Source organism: Acinetobacter colistiniresistens (assembly GCF_024582815.1).
Taxonomy (GTDB): domain Bacteria; phylum Pseudomonadota; class Gammaproteobacteria; order Pseudomonadales; family Moraxellaceae; genus Acinetobacter.
In genome coordinates this window covers 1,097,365-1,116,733 of record NZ_CP102099.1, presented here as the reverse complement: position 1 = coordinate 1,116,733, position 19,369 = coordinate 1,097,365, and the positions used below count along the sequence as shown (strand labels likewise).

20 protein-coding genes and 1 pseudogene are annotated in these 19,369 nt (G+C 41.2%); 12 read left to right on the top strand and 9 right to left on the bottom strand.

Annotation, left to right across the window (positions count from 1 at the left end; genetic code table 11):
- Positions 1–27 precede the first annotated feature (27 nt).
- Both NQU59_RS05335 and NQU59_RS05330 read right to left on the bottom strand, forming a co-directional pair.
- A complete protein-coding gene (locus NQU59_RS05335) occupies positions 28–1,383 on the bottom strand; it encodes a S8 family serine peptidase (RefSeq protein WP_257065273.1) in 1,356 nt (451 codons plus the stop codon).
- A gap of 74 nt (positions 1,384–1,457) precedes the next feature.
- Entirely contained in the window at positions 1,458–1,769 is a 312-nt protein-coding gene (locus NQU59_RS05330) for a hypothetical protein (protein ID WP_005238483.1), read from the bottom strand.
- Positions 1,770–2,377: 608 nt separating this feature from the next.
- Between NQU59_RS05330 and NQU59_RS05325 the strand changes: the two genes are divergently transcribed.
- Entirely contained in the window at positions 2,378–2,992 is a 615-nt protein-coding gene (locus NQU59_RS05325) for a hypothetical protein (RefSeq protein ID WP_005238481.1), read from the top strand.
- 63 nt (positions 2,993–3,055) lie between these two features.
- On the opposite strand, the gene NQU59_RS05320 is transcribed toward NQU59_RS05325, so the two are convergent.
- Positions 3,056–4,327, bottom strand: coding sequence for a hypothetical protein (locus NQU59_RS05320; protein ID WP_257065272.1), 1,272 nt, complete (start codon positions 4,325–4,327; stop codon positions 3,056–3,058).
- 121 nt (positions 4,328–4,448) lie between these two features.
- On the opposite strand from NQU59_RS05320, the gene NQU59_RS05315 reads away from it, so the two are divergent.
- Together NQU59_RS05315 and NQU59_RS05310 are read left to right on the top strand one after the other, a co-directional pair.
- Positions 4,449–5,228 carry a class I SAM-dependent methyltransferase gene (locus NQU59_RS05315; RefSeq protein ID WP_005238477.1) on the top strand — a complete coding sequence of 260 codons (780 nt, stop codon included), beginning with the start codon at positions 4,449–4,451 and terminating at the stop codon, positions 5,226–5,228.
- 19 nt (positions 5,229–5,247) lie between these two features.
- Complete coding sequence (locus NQU59_RS05310; protein WP_005238475.1) at positions 5,248–5,820, top strand: hypothetical protein; 573 nt, start codon at positions 5,248–5,250, stop codon at positions 5,818–5,820.
- A 54-nt stretch (positions 5,821–5,874) separates the two neighbouring features.
- Here the strand turns inward: NQU59_RS05310 and NQU59_RS05305 are convergent, their stop codons facing one another.
- On the bottom strand, positions 5,875–6,438 hold the full coding sequence (locus NQU59_RS05305; protein ID WP_005238473.1) for a hypothetical protein: 564 nt from the start codon (positions 6,436–6,438) through the stop codon (positions 5,875–5,877).
- A gap of 169 nt (positions 6,439–6,607) precedes the next feature.
- On the opposite strand from NQU59_RS05305, the gene NQU59_RS05300 reads away from it, so the two are divergent.
- A complete protein-coding gene (locus NQU59_RS05300; protein ID WP_043972876.1) occupies positions 6,608–7,243 on the top strand; it encodes a class I SAM-dependent methyltransferase in 636 nt (211 codons plus the stop codon).
- Here NQU59_RS05300 and NQU59_RS05295 read toward each other — a convergent pair.
- A complete protein-coding gene (locus NQU59_RS05295) occupies positions 7,240–7,707 on the bottom strand; it encodes a Holliday junction resolvase-like protein (protein ID WP_005238469.1) in 468 nt (155 codons plus the stop codon). The genes NQU59_RS05300 and NQU59_RS05295 overlap by 4 nt on opposite strands.
- Before the next feature lie 130 nt (positions 7,708–7,837).
- Between NQU59_RS05295 and NQU59_RS05290 the strand changes: the two genes are divergently transcribed.
- The 4 genes from NQU59_RS05290 to yccS all read left to right on the top strand — a co-directional run bounded on the left by NQU59_RS05290 (position 7,838) and on the right by yccS (position 12,780).
- Positions 7,838–8,482 (top strand): ParA family protein, encoded by a 645-nt coding sequence (locus NQU59_RS05290; protein WP_043972874.1) that lies wholly within the window; start codon positions 7,838–7,840, stop codon positions 8,480–8,482.
- A gap of 122 nt (positions 8,483–8,604) precedes the next feature.
- On the top strand, positions 8,605–9,699 hold the full coding sequence (locus tag NQU59_RS05285) for an AI-2E family transporter (protein ID WP_043972889.1): 1,095 nt from the start codon (positions 8,605–8,607) through the stop codon (positions 9,697–9,699).
- A gap of 108 nt (positions 9,700–9,807) precedes the next feature.
- Positions 9,808–10,389, top strand: a complete 582-nt coding sequence (gene sodC, locus NQU59_RS05280; protein ID WP_043972872.1) for a superoxide dismutase family protein — start codon at positions 9,808–9,810, stop codon at positions 10,387–10,389.
- A gap of 240 nt (positions 10,390–10,629) precedes the next feature.
- Positions 10,630–12,780: a YccS family putative transporter gene (yccS, locus tag NQU59_RS05275; protein WP_257065271.1), complete on the top strand. Its 2,151-nt coding sequence runs from the start codon at positions 10,630–10,632 to the stop codon at positions 12,778–12,780.
- A gap of 378 nt (positions 12,781–13,158) precedes the next feature.
- Here yccS and craA read toward each other — a convergent pair.
- Together craA and NQU59_RS05265 are read right to left on the bottom strand one after the other, a co-directional pair.
- A pseudogene (gene craA / locus NQU59_RS05270) lies at positions 13,159–14,389 on the bottom strand (chloramphenicol efflux MFS transporter CraA).
- A gap of 361 nt (positions 14,390–14,750) precedes the next feature.
- Positions 14,751–15,122 carry a hypothetical protein gene (locus tag NQU59_RS05265; protein WP_005238457.1) on the bottom strand — a complete coding sequence of 124 codons (372 nt, stop codon included), beginning with the start codon at positions 15,120–15,122 and terminating at the stop codon, positions 14,751–14,753.
- Positions 15,123–15,302: 180 nt separating this feature from the next.
- Between NQU59_RS05265 and NQU59_RS05260 the strand changes: the two genes are divergently transcribed.
- From NQU59_RS05260 to NQU59_RS05250, 3 genes are all read left to right on the top strand, one after another.
- A complete protein-coding gene (locus tag NQU59_RS05260; RefSeq protein ID WP_257065270.1) occupies positions 15,303–16,178 on the top strand; it encodes a DUF4349 domain-containing protein in 876 nt (291 codons plus the stop codon).
- Between the two features lie 112 nt (positions 16,179–16,290).
- Positions 16,291–16,881 (top strand): NAD(P)H-dependent oxidoreductase, encoded by a 591-nt coding sequence (locus NQU59_RS05255; RefSeq protein ID WP_257065269.1) that lies wholly within the window; start codon positions 16,291–16,293, stop codon positions 16,879–16,881.
- 13 nt (positions 16,882–16,894) lie between these two features.
- On the top strand, positions 16,895–17,209 hold the full coding sequence (locus NQU59_RS05250) for a putative quinol monooxygenase (protein ID WP_257065268.1): 315 nt from the start codon (positions 16,895–16,897) through the stop codon (positions 17,207–17,209).
- A 100-nt stretch (positions 17,210–17,309) separates the two neighbouring features.
- Here NQU59_RS05250 and NQU59_RS05245 read toward each other — a convergent pair whose 3' ends face one another.
- On the bottom strand, positions 17,310–18,074 hold the full coding sequence (locus NQU59_RS05245; RefSeq protein ID WP_257065267.1) for a nucleotidyltransferase domain-containing protein: 765 nt from the start codon (positions 18,072–18,074) through the stop codon (positions 17,310–17,312).
- A gap of 136 nt (positions 18,075–18,210) precedes the next feature.
- Here NQU59_RS05245 and NQU59_RS05240 point away from each other — a divergent pair, with 136 nt between their 5' ends.
- Positions 18,211–19,005, top strand: coding sequence for a xanthine permease (locus tag NQU59_RS05240; RefSeq protein ID WP_257065266.1), 795 nt, complete (start codon positions 18,211–18,213; stop codon positions 19,003–19,005).
- Positions 19,006–19,068: 63 nt separating this feature from the next.
- Here the strand turns inward: NQU59_RS05240 and NQU59_RS05235 are convergent, their stop codons facing one another.
- Positions 19,069–19,332 carry an HNH endonuclease gene (locus tag NQU59_RS05235; RefSeq protein ID WP_257065265.1) on the bottom strand — a complete coding sequence of 88 codons (264 nt, stop codon included), beginning with the start codon at positions 19,330–19,332 and terminating at the stop codon, positions 19,069–19,071.
- Positions 19,333–19,369: the final 37 nt, after the last annotated feature.

Below are 19,369 nucleotides of genomic sequence, written 5' to 3'. Positions count from 1 at the left end.
GATCAATCTTTTAATTACACAATCACCTTAATTTGAACTAAGCCCACTGGTTGCAGCAAGTAAATCAATACGTGGGAACACTAAACCCGTGCGTGTATCGGTAATGGGTTTACCCGTCACTCTTAAACGATTTACGGTTTGATCGATAGTCTCTGATGGTGTTACGCCATTGGCGCGTAATAACGCAATTGCCCCTGCCACGTGCGGTGCTGCCTGTGAAGTACCGCCTTGAGTTTCACCGCCTGCAGTAATCATCGCGCCTGGTGCCAATAAAGTCACCAATGAGCCGCCATTACTAAAGCAGGTAATTTTATCCGCGGCTGTGGTTGGATCAGAACACTTCAACGGATTGCCCCACGATACACCGCCAATATTGCTATCATAGACTGCACCTACGCGTACTGCACCTGCTACACAAGCAGGAGAAGAAATCCCATCAGCAAAGGCATCATTGCCCGAAGCCACCACAGGCACGACCCCTACTGCACGTGCATTGGCAAATGCAGTGCCATAACTACTGTTACTGCATTCAGAGGTATATTTCACCCCGGGTGTCCCTAAACTTAAATTAATCGCTTTAATATTATAAGTTTGTGCATTATTCACAGCCCAATTGATCCCCGCCAGAATATCGCTGTCATAAGCCGTGCTCACTAATTGTCCCTGTGATCTCACCTTTCTAAAAGCATCAATTCCGATAATTTTGGTTTTAGTCGCAACTTTGGCAACAATGGCTGAAACGTTACTACCATGTCCATCATCATCTAAGCTGTTATCGTCAGGTGCACTGTCAAAAGCGTAGACCACGCGACAGCTTGAAGCTGGGGTATTAACTGCGGTACAGCCAAAATCAGCATGTTTATAATTTACCCCTGTATCAATGACCACCACACTGGTGCCTTCTCCAGTAAAGCCATTACTCACCGCTTGTGGCTGATTAATTAAAGGCAAACTTTGCATGGTCGTTGGCACATTTTTACGATTTGGATAAACACCTTTGACATTCGGATCATTTAAAACCTGTGCCAGCGTTTCCCGATTCTGAATACGATATAAGCCCAAAGGTAAACCATTAAACTCTCTTAAGGTTTGAAAGCCGGCTGCTTTATCAAATTTATTTTTAAACTGGTTTTTACCCTCTGCAATCAGGCTACGTTTTTCTCGCCCCAAAGCAGTGCGCGTTGCACTGCTCTCATATTCGATCAATAAATCATTTGAATCATTATCGAGCAAGGCGGCAAGATTAATTTTACCTTTCTCGACCTTGTTTAATGCTGCTGAGCTCAGACTTTGTTTGAGTTGCACCGCATTCAGTGTCGCGGCTGAGGTGGTCGTGGTGATAAGAGTACATAAGCTTAAAAGTAATAAAGTTTTATTGTTCACTATTCATCTCCATCGTTCTTGGATAAAGAACTGTTTTATTGCCTGTTTTTCTTGGGTAAAGAAATCCAGATCATTTAAAGTGTTTTAATTTCATTTGCTGGATCAGTTTCAGGATCAATCGGTTGTATCGAAGGATCGCTTTTGGTGTCATAAAATTGGTCATCTTTTTGAGTTTTATCCAATTTATTTAACATGGTTGAGGTGGTATGTTCTGTGGCTTTGTTCTCCTGTGGATGTAAAACGGTTGCACTTACCCCTGTTTGTTCAGGGTGAATTTGATAAATCGCAGCATCAGCTGCTGAACTGTTCGATTCTGCTGGTTCAAAATAAAAAACCACCACACCGAGCCCGATTAAGACAAGTAGGAATGCTGCAATCTGTTTCATTTATATTCTCCAGCGCTCTTTATTGGCCATGACTTGGTTTTCAGTTTTTTCTATGCACAATACGAATAAATTTTAATATTCACTTTATATTTCACTTATATATTTAAATAAAATACGATTTAAATCGTCGTGTTATCTAAAAATACCGCAAGCTTCTGCTTTAGTTTTATACGTTTAAAAGTACAATTAACACCCTAAAGATCGATCTTATGACAAAAATATTAGCTAAAAAGCCAAATCATGAGTTCACATCGATATACCAAGCAATAAAAATGCCATTTTTTAATCAATTTGAAATGAGTTTAAATCAATTTAGATATTCTTAATTTTCATATTCATTTAGCTAAAAATAAGAAATAAAGTTAATAATAATTGTCTTAAAAACAATCTAAAATTTATTTTTTACAGCAACTTATATTTATTAAAAACATTACTTTTCACGTGCTTAACACAAAAACATATCTCCACAATTTCTCGCCAGATTGTTTTCAAGCTGTAATCTGGTTGTAACGTTTGATGAAAATCACACATTTCTGTTTTTTTGCTCGCTATGATGCAATGGCGTTGATGAAGTACCTCAATACGGTACATCGCTTAAGGAAATCGCAATGAAAAAAATGATCAAAACAGCTATCGTCACAACTAGTATCCTCACCTCTGTTTCCGTTTTTGCACAGAATGTTGATGCAAATGCCAGTGGCTCAGCTCAAGTCAATGTACAATCTGGTGGACTGCTTAAAGGCGTCACAGGTGCAGTCAAAGGTACAGCACAAGGCGTTGGTCAAGTCGCACAAGGCGTTGGCCAAACTGCACATAATGTGGGACATGCTGCGGTAAATACAGGTGTTTCAGCCACACAAAAAACTGTGAGCGCAGCAAGCAATGTTGGCTCAACCGTTGTCAATAAAACTGGTGAAGCAGTAAAAACCACGACAAACTATGCAGTAGATAAAGCTGTAGATGGCAAAGAGTTGGCCGCAGATACTACTGCAAATGTAAAACAACGTATTGCAGAGAAGAAGAATGCAACTCAATCTAAATCGCTCAATGTTGGCGCTCAAACCAACGCGCAAGCACAAGTCAATGGTAAAACCTCATCTGTAAATGCCCAAACAGGCTTGAATGCAGATAAGAAGAACCTACAAACCGGTGCGAATGTCGGTGTAAAAGTGCTTGGTGTTAATGCGAACGTCAATACCAATGCCAAAATTGGCAGAAACTAATTAAAATCTAATCTAAAAAGCCCTTTGCTGCGTCAAAGGGCTTTTTTATACACATGATTTCACTCAGCAAAGTTGCAGCTTGCTTTGCTCATCCGTGTTATTTTCAATAAAATGAGTTAGACCGTGTACATCACAACATAGGCTCAGCTGTTTATAGCTCAGACTATAGAAATCTGCGTAGTGTTTAAACACCAACGGCGATTGATCCAGCGCAAAAGGTTCACCCTCTTTGACCAATTTATGAATACCTCGATCATTCATCGTGAGGAAATAATATTCATCATTCAATCTCAGTTTGACCAAGCTATTGGCCGTCAGGTTTAAAGGCAAGAGATAGGCTGGATTGGCTGCAATGATGTCAGCGCTGTAGCTCTCTAATTTCAAGCTTGCCAGATTAAACACCAGAAACTGATTCTGCGCATTGATCACATTGGCGGGTAATGTCTCGCTGTGTTGTACAAAATGCAGATGAACTCCTAGCTTATGCAGATTCTGTTCTGTCCCCTGTTTCAAATTAAACAGCTGTTGTACCAGTTTTTGTTTAAGGATCGCATCAAAATAACGCTCATCTAAAGCCATTTCATTCTGCTCTAGAATTTTTAATAAGGCATGATGATGGCGTGGCAACAAGGCATCGAGTATGTGACGATAATAGAACTTGCTCTGCTTCTTAACCTCCCGAACGCGTTGATAGAAATACGTGATTTCAAATGGTTTAACCACAAAATCATTCAACAGCTGGGAACTTGCCAACACGGAAAGTGCTTCATGACCTGTAAAAGGTAGATGAATCACATGCATTTTAGGCAATAAAGGCTGAATCTTTAAGAAATGCTCTTTATCTTCTGCAAAGTACGGATCATAGACGATGATGTATTCACGCGATGCATCCACTTCATCGGCCTGAATCTGCATATCTTGATGGATAGAAGTATCAAAGAACTCAGCATAACGGCGATCCTGTACCACATCAGGATCAATCGAAAATTGTGGTACAAAAGCCACGATCTTTTGCATATTCAATAAGTTTGAATACTTGATTGCAGCATAGCCACCCATTGAGCCGCCATAACCCACAATATCCTTGAATTGCTGCAAAATCGGCTGGATCTGTTGCTGCATCTGCAACATGCTCGTTTTCGGAAACCATGATTTTTGCTTCGGCATAATACCGATCACATTGTACTGATATTTGATTAAGGATTTTTCAGCATTAATTGACATGCCTTTCGCGCGACTAATCAAATCACCAAACGAAATCACTAAAGTGTCACTTGCACCTTTTAAAAAAATAACGCGAATATGCTCATCTTCAAATATTATTTGCTTATCCATGCTCACACTGAAAAATTGATCCTAGGCTTGTAGCAAAAAGTCACCAAATGATCGCTTTGCCAAACCATAATTGCGGAGTATCTTATTTTATAGAGTTAAGACAGATTAAAAAGCGCAAAAAATGACACAATCCTTACATCCTGCTGCTGAAAAAGGCTTTAGTTTAGGGGCCGAACTATACCAACAGGTGCGCCCTAGTTACCCGCAAGAAATAGTAGTTTGGCTGCAAGATCGGCTCCAAATAGGTAAAAGCTCCACGGTTGTTGACCTCGGTGCTGGGACTGGCAAATTCTTACCCTCCCTGATTCAGACGCAGGCCAAAGTGATTGCCGTCGAGCCTGTCACGGAAATGTTACAGCAGCTTCAACAGACCTATCCAACTGTCGACTGCCTGCAAGCATTCAGTAGCGAGCTACCATTCGTCAATGCGTCAATTGATGCCATTCTGTGTGCTCAATCGTTCCACTGGTTTGCCAATATTGAAACTTTAACTGAAATCCATCGGGTCCTCACCGCATCTGGACACTTGGGGCTGATCTGGAATCAGCGTGATATCCGTGTCGATTGGGTCAAAGCCTTGGCCGATGCAATTGCCCCCTTGGAAGGTAACACCCCTCGTTATCATAGTGAATTATGGAAACAGGTCTTTGAGAACCAAACGCTATTTAAATTAGATGGATTACAGACCTTCCAGCAGTCACATCAGGGGACTGTCGAACAAGTGGTCAGTAAACGCTTGCTATCCACCAGTTTTATCGCAGCAATGCCGACCGTTGAACAGCAACAACTCAAAGCAAAGTTTGAACAAATTGTATTTGATTTTACAGGTTTAACTGCACAAGATCAGATTAGTTTCCCCTATACCACCTTTGCCTACCATTTTCAGAAAATATCAAATTAATTATTGAACGAGTTGAACTATGTCTAAGCTTAAAACCACCTTTGCCATCACCTGCCTACTCAGTTCAGTGCTGCTGCTCAGCGCTTGTAATAAGGACAAAGAACCAGCGGCAAATAAGGAGCAGCAAAGCAGCTCGGCCAAAGATGCGATTGGTCAACTCAATCAAACCCCGATTAAACATTTCCCAGCCACAGCAGATGATGGGCATGATATTGCCATCTTGGATGACTATGACCGTCGCTTTACCGATATGAGTGATAGCATGGAAATGGAACTGGCCAAGATGAAAGAGGCCAATAGCTTAACCCCAGAATTCGAGCAGCAGCGCCAAAAAGATAACGTGAACTCCGCGTTGAAAATGCTCAAAGAACTGGAACTCAAAACTGAGCAAGGACGCTATATTCAAGGTTTACTCTATGATTATTGGGATCATCAGGCCAAGGTTCTAGAACAGGCAAATCGCAGTACTAGCCCTCAAAAGACAGATACCAGCCAACAGGTCAATCATCTCAATGAATATCTACATGCCCAAAGCCAGTTACACTACTGGAGAAATGCGCAACCAGCTGAAACTAAAATGCAAGCTGAGTAACTGAAATAAATAAAAAAGGGACTAATGCCCCTTTTTTTTATTGCAAATTCATTATTAAATATTCTGTTTCTCAATCCAGTGAATTGAGCTCACACGGAACAGTTCACACGCACCATCGCCGACACCACCTGGAGTTAATGACGATTTCCACACCAAGTCCTTATCTCGGATCTCGACCAGCTCGCCCTTTAACTGCACCAAGTCACCTCGTTTCACTTGTTTGATTTGTTTCGCAATCTCTGGATTGGCCGGAATAATATGCATATTAGACACCATTTTGATCGCTTGATCTGGTGGTACGGGTAATTTTGTCATTTTCCAGTTTAGATAACGGTCATACTGACGCACATCGATGGTTCTTGCAATTGCTGGATCAGCAAAAAGTCCCAGACTCACCGCATAGTCAATCGGAGAAAATTTGGCTTGCTCGTCATCCTGATAGACTTTTGAACCGAGAATACGGAAATTTCCATCAAAAGGTTTGAGGACTGAAATCGATTGATAGGCCACCGTAGGCGCTAAGCCATTGGCAATATTATATTCTGCCTGACCCGTTGATGCATGTGTCTGCCCAATTGCAGCAACCATGCATAAACTCATCCATAGACGTTTTTTCATGGCTCAATCATCCTCAAACTATAACCAAAAACTTAGAAAATCATTTCTCTTCATAGTATGCTTAGATGGTGAAAAAAAGTGCTTTTTTTGGTAACAATCAAACCCACTTTGGTCATGTTTTTGTGGTGTAAATTTTGTATTGCTCATTTGAATCAACACATGGATCACTATGATTTACCAATTTTATCAACGTCGCGTATTTCCGCATTTACTGAACCAAGTCATGCAAACTGCCAGTTTGATGGATCGACGGCGCGAACTCCTGCTGCCGATTGAAGGCGACGTACTCGAGATCGGCTTTGGGACCGGTCTGAATATTGCTTTTTATGGTAATGTTGATACGCTTTATGCGGTGGAACCTAATCCTGATATTTATCATCTGGCACTTGAACGGGTTCAACATGCCCCATTCTTCGTAAAGCATGTGCAAGCCAGTGCCGAGAAGCTTCCTTTTGCCGATGCCTCGCTCGATCATGTCGTTTCAACATGGACACTGTGTAGTATTGAACAACTGGATCAAGCGTTGGCTGAAATTTATCGGGTATTAAAGCCGACTGGCAGTTTTCATTTGGTTGAGCATGTCAAACATCCAAACTCAGCCAAAATACAATCTTTACAAACACTCTTGACGCCAATTCAAAAACGTATTGCCGACGGCTGCCACCTGAATCGGGATATGGAGCGCCATCTCCTACAGGCCAAATTCAGATTTATCGAAAAAGAATATTTTGATGCTGCAGGAATTCCAGTGCTGGCCCAAAAAATGTTACTGGCCCGAGTACAAAAATTACAACTTGTAGCTTAATCTTCAAAATCAATTCGAAGCGTTTCAAATCGAATACGTCCTTCATTAACGGCTTGGGCAATGGCCTGCTGCCCTTTGCTTAAGCGCGCGCCACCACTTTTAATATCCAGTAAAATCACTTCTATGTCTTCTGCGCTACCATCGCCATCGCGGAAGTCGGTATAACCATCAAAAACCACATAGTCGACGGGATCTCCCAAGAATTTGGCATCACTGGGTAAATACTGGAATTGAGGCAGGATTGGTGCAAACTGCTCCGCCATTTTACCTTTTAATACTGCGCGACTGGTATTGACGCTGCGCTTCTGGGCATCAAGCAAGGCTTGTTTATGCTCAAGTTCAAGTTCGGCGATATATTTTTCATATTCAGCCTGAATCCGCCCATTACGGGTGCTGGATAAAATAATTGTGGTGATCACGACACCTATACAACCACCAATCAGCATCGCCAACCAAACCGACATATCGACCTTCCTGTTCTTCCGTGCTGCTATTTAACTGCAACATTAAACTTTTGTCATGTGTAACACACTTGTTCTAAAAAGATGCTAAGGTATAGATGAATACGAGAGCCTGCTAAATAAATCTAAGTACATGAAGACAATATTAATCGCAAATCAAAAAGGTGGCTGTGGCAAGACTATGACCGCTATTACACTCGCTACCGCTTTATCCCAAAAAGGATATAAAGTTGCGCTGGCAGATGCTGACAACCAAAAATCATCTTTGCAATGGTTAAAGCAACGTCCTGAAACAGTTACAGGTATTCAGAGCCTGGATTGGCGACATGAAAAATCCATTGGTGAAGCACCCAAAAATTTAGATTATTTAATTATCGATGCGCCAGGTGCACTCTCAGGTGAACATGCCGAGCAATTGGTCAGTGAAGCGCACGCCATTGTGACACCACTACAACCCTCGTTTTTCGATATCGACAGTACTCGCCGCTTCCTGAAGCATTTACAAGACATCAAACGTATTCGTAAAGGTAAAGTACAAATTCTGTTGATTGCCAATCGGGTCAAGCCGAATAGTGCCAGTTCCAAAGACATTCAAGACTTCTTTAGCAAAATTGAGCAAGATCCTGTGGCGTGGATTTCCGAACGCAGTGCTTATGGCTCTTTAGCCATGCAAGGTCTCAGCATATTTGATAAAACCCAGAAAAACTTTGTCAGCATTCAGAGTCAATGGCAGCCCATTTTAAACCAGTTGGTTGATGATCCAAGCGAGTGGTTTTAGGCTTTGCAAAGAAACGTAATCTTTTGATCACAAATCTTAAAATCGGGAAATGAAAATTTCCCTCAATTGCTTTTTCAGTTAAGATGGTTTCATTCAATTTCCAGCACTAGAGACATACTATGGTGCAACAATACGCTCCCATATTACAACGCGTTTTGCTGTTTGGACTATTCTTTGTCCTGCTCTTTTTGGGATTTAGTATTCTCAAATATTTTATTGTTCCCGTCCTTTGGGCTGCCATTATTGCCTATATGACCTGGCCCGCTTACTTATGGGTACAACGTCGTTTTTTTGGAGAAAACCGTCCAACACTGAATGCCAGCATCATGATCAGTCTGGTGATTTTAGTGATTGGAATTCCTTTTGTTTGTGCCATTTTCATGCTGCAACTAGAAGGTCGTAACTTATATCTTAATTTACAAAGACAATTATTTTCAGGGCACATTCAAGTACCTGAGTTTATCAAAAACCTGCCGATTATTGGTCAAGACATCAGTCGTACAGTCAATGAACTGAGTAATGATCCTAATAGTATTACTAAAAATATCGGCGAATGGATACAAAGCCATTTGAGTTATGGCCGTTTTGTACTGAGTGAAATTAGCCGTAATCTGGTCAAACTCACTTTTGCCATCATGACGCTGTTCTTTTTTTATCGTGACGGGCAAATGATTTTATCGCAGGTCAGTCGAGCGATGGAAATGGTGATTGGTCCGCGTGTACATCATTATCTAGATACCATTTCTGAAACAACCCGTGCCGTCGTTTATGGTGTTGGCTTAACTGCAGTTGCCCAAGCAATTTTGGCAGGCCTCAGCTACTTTGTCGCGGGTGTTCCGAATCCGATGCTCTTGACCATCGTAACCTTTATCTTAGCGCTGATTCCATTTGGAACCCCGGTATCCTATTTAGGAGTGGGCTTATGGCTATTTGCTCAAGGCCAAACCGTAGAAGCCATTGGTGTTATTGTATGGGGCATCTGTATTGTGAGTACCTCGGATAATGTGATTCGCCCATTGGTGATTTCTGGCGCAACTCAAATCCCGTTCCTACTGATTATGTTTGGCGTACTGGGTGGGATTGCCAGTTTTGGCTTGGTCGGTTTATTCGTTGGCCCTGTCATTCTAGCCATTTTATTGGCCATCTGGCGGGAATGGCTGCATGAAAATGTCGAGGAAGCTGTTGCCGTCTTGGAAGCACCACCAGACAGCAAGTAAGTTTATTTTGTTTAATCTTTTGTCATCAATTGATTAACTTGGCTTGTGGGATATCCTGGACTTTGTTTGAATCGTCAGATAAAGATAATTTATAAGGATATCTTCGCCATGACTTCAATGCTTCAAAAAATTTCTCTACTGGGCTGTCTCAGCTTAAGTGTCGCAGCCTGCTCGTCAGTTACTTTAGATGATAACGCAGCTAAAATTCAGACCAAAACGCATACGAGCGATCAGAAACAATTAATCCAAGTCTATCAAGTCGATGCCAATGGTGTTGGTGCTTCAATTGGAACGGTTGCATTTCAACAAACACCAAAAGGTTTATTGATCACCCCTGCACTTTGGAAACTTTCACCAGGCGAACACGGTTTTCACATCCATGAAAATCCATCCTGTGAAGCTGCGTTAAAAGATGGCAAAATGGGAGCCGCCTTGGCAGCAGGCAGCCACTTAAATCCTGAAAAAGTGGCACATCATGGCACACCTGAAAATGGGCACTTAGGCGATTTACCTGTATTGGTCGTGAATGAAAAAGGCTTTGCAACCACACCTGTGATTGCACCCCGTTTAAAACTAGCCGATATTCAGAACCGTGCCATTATGATCCATGTCGGTGGAGATAATTATTCAGATACGCCCAAACCTTTAGGTGGCGGCGGTGACCGTATTGCCTGCGGCGTGATTAAGTAATTTCAATACTGTGGGTATCTTCCGAGTTATCCACAGTTGCTCTGCTTTTAGCCAGTTTTAGTTCTTTGCTCATCTCACAACAACAAAATATAACTGAGCATGAATTTTGCATCTTATCTCTTATTTGAAAGATCATGCCCATATTGATGCTAAAAATAGTGCCTGTTGCTGGGGAACAATGCTTTCCTTTGGGAAATTTATTCGTATGATGAAACCAGAACATTTCAAAGAATAACAATCGTGAAAAATTTTTCTGTCCTCTTCAATCGCTTTCGCTCCAACTCGATTCTGCTTTATTGCGTACAGATTTTTATAGTCCTGTCTGGTACAACACTCGGTTTACATCATTTCGGATTTGGGTCGTTAATTGTGCCTGTGACCTTAGGTGCAATTGCGGCCGCACTGACCGATTTTGATGATCGTCTCAGCATTCGTTTACGTAACCTGATCTATGTCTGCGTACTGTTTTTTACGGTCAGTACCATTTTAGAGTTTCTCGCCCCGTATAAATTCTGGTTTATTGTCTATCTCAGCCTCTCCAGTGCAGCCTTGATTTTGATGGGTGCACTAGGACAGCGCTATGCCACGATTTCCTTTGGCACAATTCTATTGTCGATCTATACCATGTTTGGCTTGGGGGAGTATCCACATTGGTATCAGCAACCGAGTTATTTTGTTTTAGGTGCTTTATGGTATGGATTCAGCTCCATTTTATTTTTTTTGATTCGTCCCACCTTGCCCCTGCAAGAGAAGATTGCAACGATTTTTCAGGAGCTTGCTGAATTACTACACACCAAAGCACGTTTATTCGACCCTGATAATCTTGATAATGTCGAAACGTTGCTGTTCGAGCTTTCGCAGAAAAATAGCCAAGTGGTCAGCAGCCTGAATCAAGCGAAAACCTCCTTACTGACCCGTTTAAAGGCCTCTCGGGTTAATAGCACCAGCATTTATTGGCTGAATTTATATTATTTTGCTCAAGACATGCATGAACAGGTCACCTCCAGCTATCTGCATTATGAAAAAATTCACCAGAACTTTAGCCGCAGTGATCTGATTTTTCGCATTCAAAAAAATATGCAGCTGCAAGCCTTGGCCTGCCACGATTTAAGCCAAGCAATTTTACAGCATCAGAGCTATCAGCCGCGTGAGTCTGCCAGTAAAGCATTAAGCAATTTAGAATTGTCGATGCGTGACTGGGTGCAACAACATCCCCACAATCTCGAAGTTAAAAATCTGGAACTGATCTTCAACAATTTAAACAGTGTGCATGAGCAGTTTGCCCAGCTACAACTTAATCAAAATATGGAACAACCCTCTCCACAGCAACATCACGACCATCTCAATTTACTTGATGATGATATTCAGGGTGCGCAGGATCTGCTTTTAAAAATCAAACAGCAACTCAGTCCGCAATCCGCCCTGTTCCGCCATGCGGTCCGTTTAGCAGTGATCTTTGCAATTGGTTATGCCATTTCCTTATTACCTTTTGCCCAGAATGGCTACTGGATTTTACTCACCAGCTTATTTGTCTGCCAGATTACCTACTTTGCCACCAAAAGCCGTCTTAAACTGAGAACTATCGGTACCTTACTCGGAGTACTATTGGGGATTCCAATTCTTTATTTTGTACCGAGTATTGAAGGTCAGTTAGTCCTGACCGTGCTGTGTGGGGTCTCCTTTTTCTATTTAAGACAGAAGAAATATGCACTCGCCACCGTCATGGCCACCTTGATGGTGTTATTGATTTTTAATTTAAAAGGGGCTGGTTTTAGTATTATCCTGCCACGTATTATCGATACCTTGATTGGCTGCGCCATTGCATGGCTCGCCGTTAATTTTATCTGGCCAGACTGGAATTTCCGTAATATCTCTAGCAACATCAAGCAAAGCAATCAAACCACACTCGATTATCTGCATGTGGTGGTACAACAATATCATCAAGGACGCCAACTCGATCTGGAATACCGAAGCACGCGGCGTGCCGCACATAATGCGCAAATCGAACTCTCCAATATGATCTCCAGTCTAAGTACCGAACCTCAGCCCAATCAAGAACTCATTCAACATGCATTTCGTTATTTGGTCTATAGCCATAGCCAACTCAGCTATGTTTCTGCCTTGGGACATCAACGGGAAAAAATCGAAGATCAGAAACTGCTGCAACTACTAGATAAAATTGAAGAGCTACTCAAACAAAGTTTGATTGAACAAGCGTCCGTTCCACAGCATCAGGTGGAGCAATTGCTGAAAGAAATTGAAGTGTTGAATCTGCAAGAGCAGATCTCTAAACAGCACCCCTTGTTGTTAAAACAAATGAGCCTTTTACTCGAAACTTTGCCTGAATTCGTGCTATTAAAAAATAAACTGCTCAGCTTAGAAATTAAGTGAGCGTAATGAGTGCAAGTAAAACTGAAATCAGCTAAAAATATGATACTCGGAAGTGTCATCTGCAACCTGCGGAATATCTATAATATACTGTTTTTTCAATACTATTCTTCAGATGAAAGAAGTGAATAGGTTTTGCAGATGAGCAGCGCTAAGGCTGCGCAAGATGGTTACCCTTGCGCAGCTACGCTCCTCATCCCGAAAGAAAAGTAGGTCGAACCTGAACGAGGTTGAAATATATTTCAGCTGAAGAGCAAGACGCAGTGGTTTATCCTAAACTAAGGTGAGAGCTCGGGACGACACCGTTAGGATTACTCTCATCGCAAATGTTAGAAATGAATTTCATTAAACTCAAGCTAAATAAGCCCTATAAACCTAAGCTTAATTCAACCCGTCTTGCTGACGTGCCAGCATATGCTGTTTCAAGGCGTGGCGAGCTAAACCAGAATACGATCAAAACCAGACTGGCTAAAGCAAACGCCCAGATATGGAAATGGGTATACAGTACCCGAACCAATTCAATCACCACAAAATAACTGACCATCATCAACATCGAGACTGCCGCTGCGACTGTTCCTTTGGACACTTCAGAAGACATCAAGGCAAAGCGATACATCACCGAGAAACTAATCCCCTCGCCCAAGCTCACTAAAGTCATACCAATCAACAGACAAGGTACCAGATAAGCTTGCCAGATCACGCCCAACACCAAGAAGACCGTACCCAATAACATAATCGGCAAACCAAGCAGAATGGTTTTACCAAGAGGGAAACGATCAATGATCTTGATCAGGATGATATTGCCGGCAATCAGGCCAAAGAACACAGGGAACTGCGCCAAGCCATATTGCACGCTGCTGAGCTTTAGCTCATCGACCAAAATGATCGGTGATAAGGCAATCCATAACATCAATGGCATCCCCACCAAAGGTAAAGCAATACTTAAACCCAAGAAACGGCTATTGCTAAATACCTTTTTAAAGTCATCAAAAATATGACTAAAAGGCTGTTTGGGTTGCTTTCGGCTTTCCTGCATTGATGGCATAAATTTCTTTAAACCAAACCAACTGATAAAGGATACGGCAGCAATGGCAACAAAGCCCCAATGCCATGACACATAATCAATCAGAAATGCACCCAATACAGGGCCAAGTAAAGGTGCCAACAAGGAAATATTTGCCATCAGTGCCATAACCTTAATGGCATCACGTTCTTCAAAGCTTTCTTGAATTGCGGCATAACCCACCGCAGAAATAACGCTCAGCCCCATCCCTTGCAAGAAACGCAGTGTCAGGAACTGTTCAATATTATGGGTCAGTAAAATCAGTAGGCAGCAAAGGGTAAAAAATGCCACACCGGCCAAGAGTACTTTTTTACGCCCAAGACGATCTGAAAGCGGTCCAAGTAGCCATGCCACGCTGGCACCACCTAATAAATAAAATGACATTGACGAGGGTGCCCAGGTTGCACTTACAGAAAATTGTTCTGTAATCGACAACATCGCAGGCTGAATCAAGTCATTACCGATATAAACTGAAAATTCGAATAGCACCAAAGCTAAAGGAAACATGAGCGTTATACGGTTTAACGTCATGTTCTGATTATTCGTCATCATGTTTTATTCACAAAAATAACCAACTCAGGTTCGTCCCATGTTTCAACAAGAAAAATAGGCCCATCACCACAAGATGTTATGGTTTAGATTTAAATTAAATTTTGATTCCATGCTGTGAGCCAGCATGTGATAAATGTGAAAACACCGTATTCACTGGGTGTATATAAGGAAAAACAATTTATTTACGTGAGATTGGTAAATATTTTACCGTTTGGCTAAATTGCCACGCGCAACTGTAGCACTTTTTCAAAATGACTGCAATTTAAACAACCCATCACGCCAATTCAGCAATGTGTATAACCGAAAAGTTATCCACAATTTTGCTGAACTTTTATCCACTGTTTAATCATGCACAAAATTATGGGCATAACTCAAATTGGAAAGTTTGAGTATTCTGCCCTCTGGCACATTGATAACTCTGCTTCTTATTTACCACTTTCCAGCTATCTTGATCGCGTTTTAGCTGATATTCAGTCCGTATTGCTCTAACAGAATCGTCGAGCTGTGTTTGCTCAATCATAATTTGTGCATTGGTTGGATTTTCTGCACGATTAAACTGTTGATCAATTTTTAAATTGCTGTCTTGATGAAACAGATTGGGCTGATCCAATAACACGGCATGCATGGCTGTACTTTTTTGTAGCTCCGCTTGTTGCTGGGACTGTACCGCAGGTTGATTACATGCAGCCAAAAATAAGCTGCAACCTAAAACCATGCAAACTTTATACATTTTGTACCCATCCAATCCATTTAGCTCATTTATGCTACTATGCAAAACAGACTTGCCACGCAACAAAATGTATATGGCGTGCATTAAATTTGTTGTCATTATCAAAGATAATGATCATAACAAATGATTAGAAAAACACAGTTTATAACATCAAAATCACCTTAGTTTGGACATGCCGATATGTCAGATTTAGCAAAGAAATTAACGATTATTTTAATCCTCGGGAGCACCGCCTTAGGTTGCTCGAAAAAACCTGAAGGCCCTGCTAGTGAAGCCGCGATGACAACTGAAACTGCCGCGGCAGACAGTCAAGCCGTTCACGACAATGCCGTTCAAAATCCAGAGCAACTCGCCAGTAACCAACAAAGTGCTCTGGAACAGAACCGCCAATTGGTCAAAAGCGCACAATTGCAATTTGAAGTGAAGGATGTGCTAAAAACCACATCGGCACTGGAACAGCAGTTATTGCAATACAATGGCTATATCGAAGAGAAGCAGATTAATTATCAAGTCAGTGACCGATCTGAACGTGATCGTATTGATGGCAGTGTCGATATTTATGAAAAGATCACCCCCACCGTACAACTGACAGTCCGTATTCCCAATGCAGACGTAACAGCATTCTTAAATAACTTATTGCCACTCATGCTGAACTTTAATACCCAAAGCTATGAAGCCAAGCGTTATGAATTAAAATTGCTCGAAGAAAAACTTAATACCGCCAATCAAAGTAATAGCGGATCCAATGCGGTGAACAATCAGCTGCAGCAACTGACCAATTTAGAAGTCAAAGACCGTTTAGCCTATAGCACCATTCGACTGGAATTCTTCCAGCAATCACAAGTGCGTAAATCCCATGATCTGAATATCAATCGTATTGCCACCTTGGACAGTGATCCGCTATTCAGTCGGATTTGGGAAGCCATCAAAGTGGGACTCTATGGCTTTAGAGAAACCCTCATTTGGCTCGTGATGTTATGGCCACTGTATCTTGCGATTACAATTTTATGGGGCATTCGTCGTTGGTATAAAGCTAAAAAATCCAAAGCTGAATAGTTCAATTATTGATTTTTGATCAATAGTATTTTGCTCATTTATGCATTTTTACTCATGAATAGATTTCCTAAAATGCGTTCCAGTTTTTAGAGATTTATTTTTGAGTAATCGCATGAGCAATATTTTAATTATTAATGGTGCCAAACAGTTTGCACATTCGAATGGTGAATTGAATGACACCCTGACCGAGTTTTCTCAGGCACATTTAACTGCCTTAGGTCATCAGGTACAAGTGACACGTACCGACAGTGACTATGACATCCAAGCCGAAATAGCCAAATACTTGTGGGCAGATGTGGTGATTTACCAAATGCCAGGTTGGTGGATGGGCGCACCGTGGACCATGAAAAAATACATCGATGATATCTTCACCATTGGTCATGGTTCACTGTATGCCAGCGATGGCCGTAGTCGTTCAGATGCATCGAAAAAGTATGGTTCAGGCGGTCTAATCCAAGGTAAAAAATACATGTTGTCTTTAACTTGGAATGCACCGATGGAAGCCTTTACCGATCCAGACCAGTTCTTCCACGGCGTTGGTGTGGATGGCGTTTATTTACCTTTCCATAAAGCTAATCAATTCTTGGGTATGGACTCACTGCCGACCTTTATCGTCAATGATGTGATCAAGGCGCCCAATGTGCCAAGTTATATCGAAGCGTACAAAGCACATTTAGATCAGTTGTTTGCCACAAGCCATTAAGTGAGAAAATACCATGCTAACCATTATTGCTGAAATTCATACCCATGCAGGTGCTGAACATCGCCAAGCCGTTTTAGATGCCTTTGAAAAGATTATTCCAACGGTGCTTGCAGAAGACGGCTGTCATGGCTATGAGCCATTGATTGATCATCTTCCTGCGATTGAGATGCAGACCACTGATGAGAATACGATTATCATGTTAGAGAAATGGCAGAGTACCGCTCATTTAGCAGCGCATATGCAAACAGCCCATATGCAGCAGCATTTTGAAGCAACCAAAGACCATGTTGCCGATGTAAAAATTCGTATTTTAGAAAGCGGGATTTAACAGATAAAATGATTAACCTGAGTTCGACAAGAAATATAATTTTCAGGAATGAGTCCATTGAATATTTAAGTCGACTCAGGTGTTAAGTAAGCGCATTGTTTTACTGATAGTAATGCTGTTTTAAATGACGGCTATAATCGGTTAAATAGGCTTCCAAACTGGCACGCCGATCTGCCTTCTGCATCGACTTGGTGGCCAACTGCTCAATCTTGCTTTCCAATAAATTAAGAATCGCGGCTTGTTCTGCTTCAGGCAATTGCGCCTTCTCTTTCTGCTGCTTTTTAATTTCCAGATAATCTTCCGCCCAATGCCGTAATGGATCATTTGCATCGACTTGTGCAAACAGATCGGTAATCAGTAATTCAGGCATCTGTTCTTGAGTTGCCAATTCAGCCGACATCAATCCACGAATCGAATAAAACACTTTTTTATAGGTAAAGTTATCTGCGCTTTGCATCACTTTCATGCCACCTTTTGCCAACGATAAATAGTGGTGATACAAGGCGCTATAGTCGATTCGCTCCAGCAATCCATCACGAAAATTCTGCCATTCAGGAAAGGCATTAAAATACACAATATGTGCTCTGACCCACTCCAAAACGGTGGGGTTACTTTTTGCCAATAACCCAAACATTTTATCCAAGTCATAAGAAACAAAGTCAAAGTCCCCGTCCATAATCTCAATCAGATCACGATATTTTTTATAATCAAAATATTGGTCTTTACTTGATAGATGAAAACCACGCACATCATAGTCACTATCTGGACTAGCCATGCCCCATAAACGGCTGCCACTTTCGATATAAAATAATGGGATATCTTGGCGTTGTTGAAACAGTTTTTCAATTTCGTAATGGATATTCATTGCAATGGCTTCATTATTTAAAAATTTATACTTGTGAGAGACAATACTCTTTTTGACTGTACTCATTAATTTGATTTTAAAAAGATCACCAACTGATAAAATCAAGCTCTATTCAATATAACAAATAGGATCATGCATGCAACTGACTTATGCGGGACAGGTTTTCTTGGTGGTGGTTGCGATCTTATGTATCTGGTCTTTTGTGCTGACAAAGTTTTGGCTGAAACGTTTAGCTAAGAATCGTGACAGCAATAAGTTTGAATTTGCTTATTTATTTGTTGTGGTGTTTAGCATCAGCTCCCTATTTTTCCCTTTTACTTATTGGGTGTCGCAAGCGGTATATGGCTTGGCAACCAAACCGAGCTACGATGCAACCATCGTGAGCTATACCTCAGAATGGGTCGATACCGAACGTACAGATTCCAACGGGCATAAATATAAGACCAAAACTTTCATGCATACCGCACAAGTACAATTCAAAGATGATCAAAACAGAACATTGATCTTGGATAACTCAGTTCGTTCAGGCGATGTGCCCGTGATCGGAGATCATATTCAAGTGGTTTATGAGGCAGGTGATCATTCTGCTCAGGAAAAGAGTTGGCGCACGGGTCTACTGTTTGCCGCTACCCTATTTATGCTGTTTATTATGGGCTATATCTTGGTCATGATTATTGCCTATGCTTTGAATCGAAATATGACGCCTTACAAAGCCTTTGCTAAGGTCTTAATTTTTAGAATTAGCCTTCCACTCGGCACAATGGCGATGTTTGGGATGCTGTCTTATTCGGTTTTTGCTTATTTCTTTTTGGGAGATCCACAGAGTCTACCTGTCTGGGCAGTTGCAATCTGTAGCTTCTTTGCACTCTGCCTTTTACCGCTGATTTATCATATTTTGACAGGTTGGAAAGCGTACCTGATAAAAAACTAAGAAATTTCAATAAAGAGCATACTTTTATATGAATATGCTCCTTAGCAGTCAAGACCTACTTCACTAGTTTTTAAATCCAGTGTTACAGAATGGGTGAGTAACTTGCCCATTCTTGATTGTACCTAAACCACCATCAGATTTTTTCTGAATATGATCAATAGATATGCTGTTTTTATGAACCGGACATCCACAAATGTTACATAAATTTATATTTTTCAAACTCTCTTGAATAAAAACAGCACTTTTTCTGTTTTCATTAAAATCCGAAGAAGTAGTTGTATTTACACTATCAACTTCATTTAATGTCAAGTAATTATAATTATCCATAGCCTTAATTTTCTTTAGTGATTCACTAACACTCAAA

What these genes read in the sequence shown, in the direction of transcription:
- NQU59_RS05240 (WP_257065266.1), top strand. Translation starts at nt 18,211, where the DNA reads ATGCAACTGACTTATGCGGGACAGGTTTTCTTGGTGGTGGTTGCGATC.
- NQU59_RS05305 (WP_005238473.1), bottom strand. Translation starts at nt 6,438, where the DNA reads ATGAAAAAACGTCTATGGATGAGTTTATGCATGGTTGCTGCAATTGGG.
- NQU59_RS05325 (WP_005238481.1), top strand. Translation starts at nt 2,378, where the DNA reads ATGAAAAAAATGATCAAAACAGCTATCGTCACAACTAGTATCCTCACC.
- NQU59_RS05315 (WP_005238477.1), top strand. Translation starts at nt 4,449, where the DNA reads ATGACACAATCCTTACATCCTGCTGCTGAAAAAGGCTTTAGTTTAGGG.
- NQU59_RS05265 (WP_005238457.1), bottom strand. Translation starts at nt 15,122, where the DNA reads ATGTATAAAGTTTGCATGGTTTTAGGTTGCAGCTTATTTTTGGCTGCA.
- NQU59_RS05260 (WP_257065270.1), top strand. Translation starts at nt 15,303, where the DNA reads ATGTCAGATTTAGCAAAGAAATTAACGATTATTTTAATCCTCGGGAGC.
- NQU59_RS05310 (WP_005238475.1), top strand. Translation starts at nt 5,248, where the DNA reads ATGTCTAAGCTTAAAACCACCTTTGCCATCACCTGCCTACTCAGTTCA.
- NQU59_RS05250 (WP_257065268.1), top strand. Translation starts at nt 16,895, where the DNA reads ATGCTAACCATTATTGCTGAAATTCATACCCATGCAGGTGCTGAACAT.
- NQU59_RS05290 (WP_043972874.1), top strand. Translation starts at nt 7,838, where the DNA reads ATGAAGACAATATTAATCGCAAATCAAAAAGGTGGCTGTGGCAAGACT.
- NQU59_RS05300 (WP_043972876.1), top strand. Translation starts at nt 6,608, where the DNA reads ATGATTTACCAATTTTATCAACGTCGCGTATTTCCGCATTTACTGAAC.
- NQU59_RS05295 (WP_005238469.1), bottom strand. Translation starts at nt 7,707, where the DNA reads ATGTCGGTTTGGTTGGCGATGCTGATTGGTGGTTGTATAGGTGTCGTG.
- NQU59_RS05255 (WP_257065269.1), top strand. Translation starts at nt 16,291, where the DNA reads ATGAGCAATATTTTAATTATTAATGGTGCCAAACAGTTTGCACATTCG.
- NQU59_RS05320 (WP_257065272.1), bottom strand. Translation starts at nt 4,327, where the DNA reads ATGGATAAGCAAATAATATTTGAAGATGAGCATATTCGCGTTATTTTT.
- NQU59_RS05330 (WP_005238483.1), bottom strand. Translation starts at nt 1,769, where the DNA reads ATGAAACAGATTGCAGCATTCCTACTTGTCTTAATCGGGCTCGGTGTG.
- NQU59_RS05245 (WP_257065267.1), bottom strand. Translation starts at nt 18,074, where the DNA reads ATGAATATCCATTACGAAATTGAAAAACTGTTTCAACAACGCCAAGAT.
- sodC (WP_043972872.1), top strand. Translation starts at nt 9,808, where the DNA reads ATGACTTCAATGCTTCAAAAAATTTCTCTACTGGGCTGTCTCAGCTTA.
- NQU59_RS05235 (WP_257065265.1), bottom strand. Translation starts at nt 19,332, where the DNA reads ATGGATAATTATAATTACTTGACATTAAATGAAGTTGATAGTGTAAAT.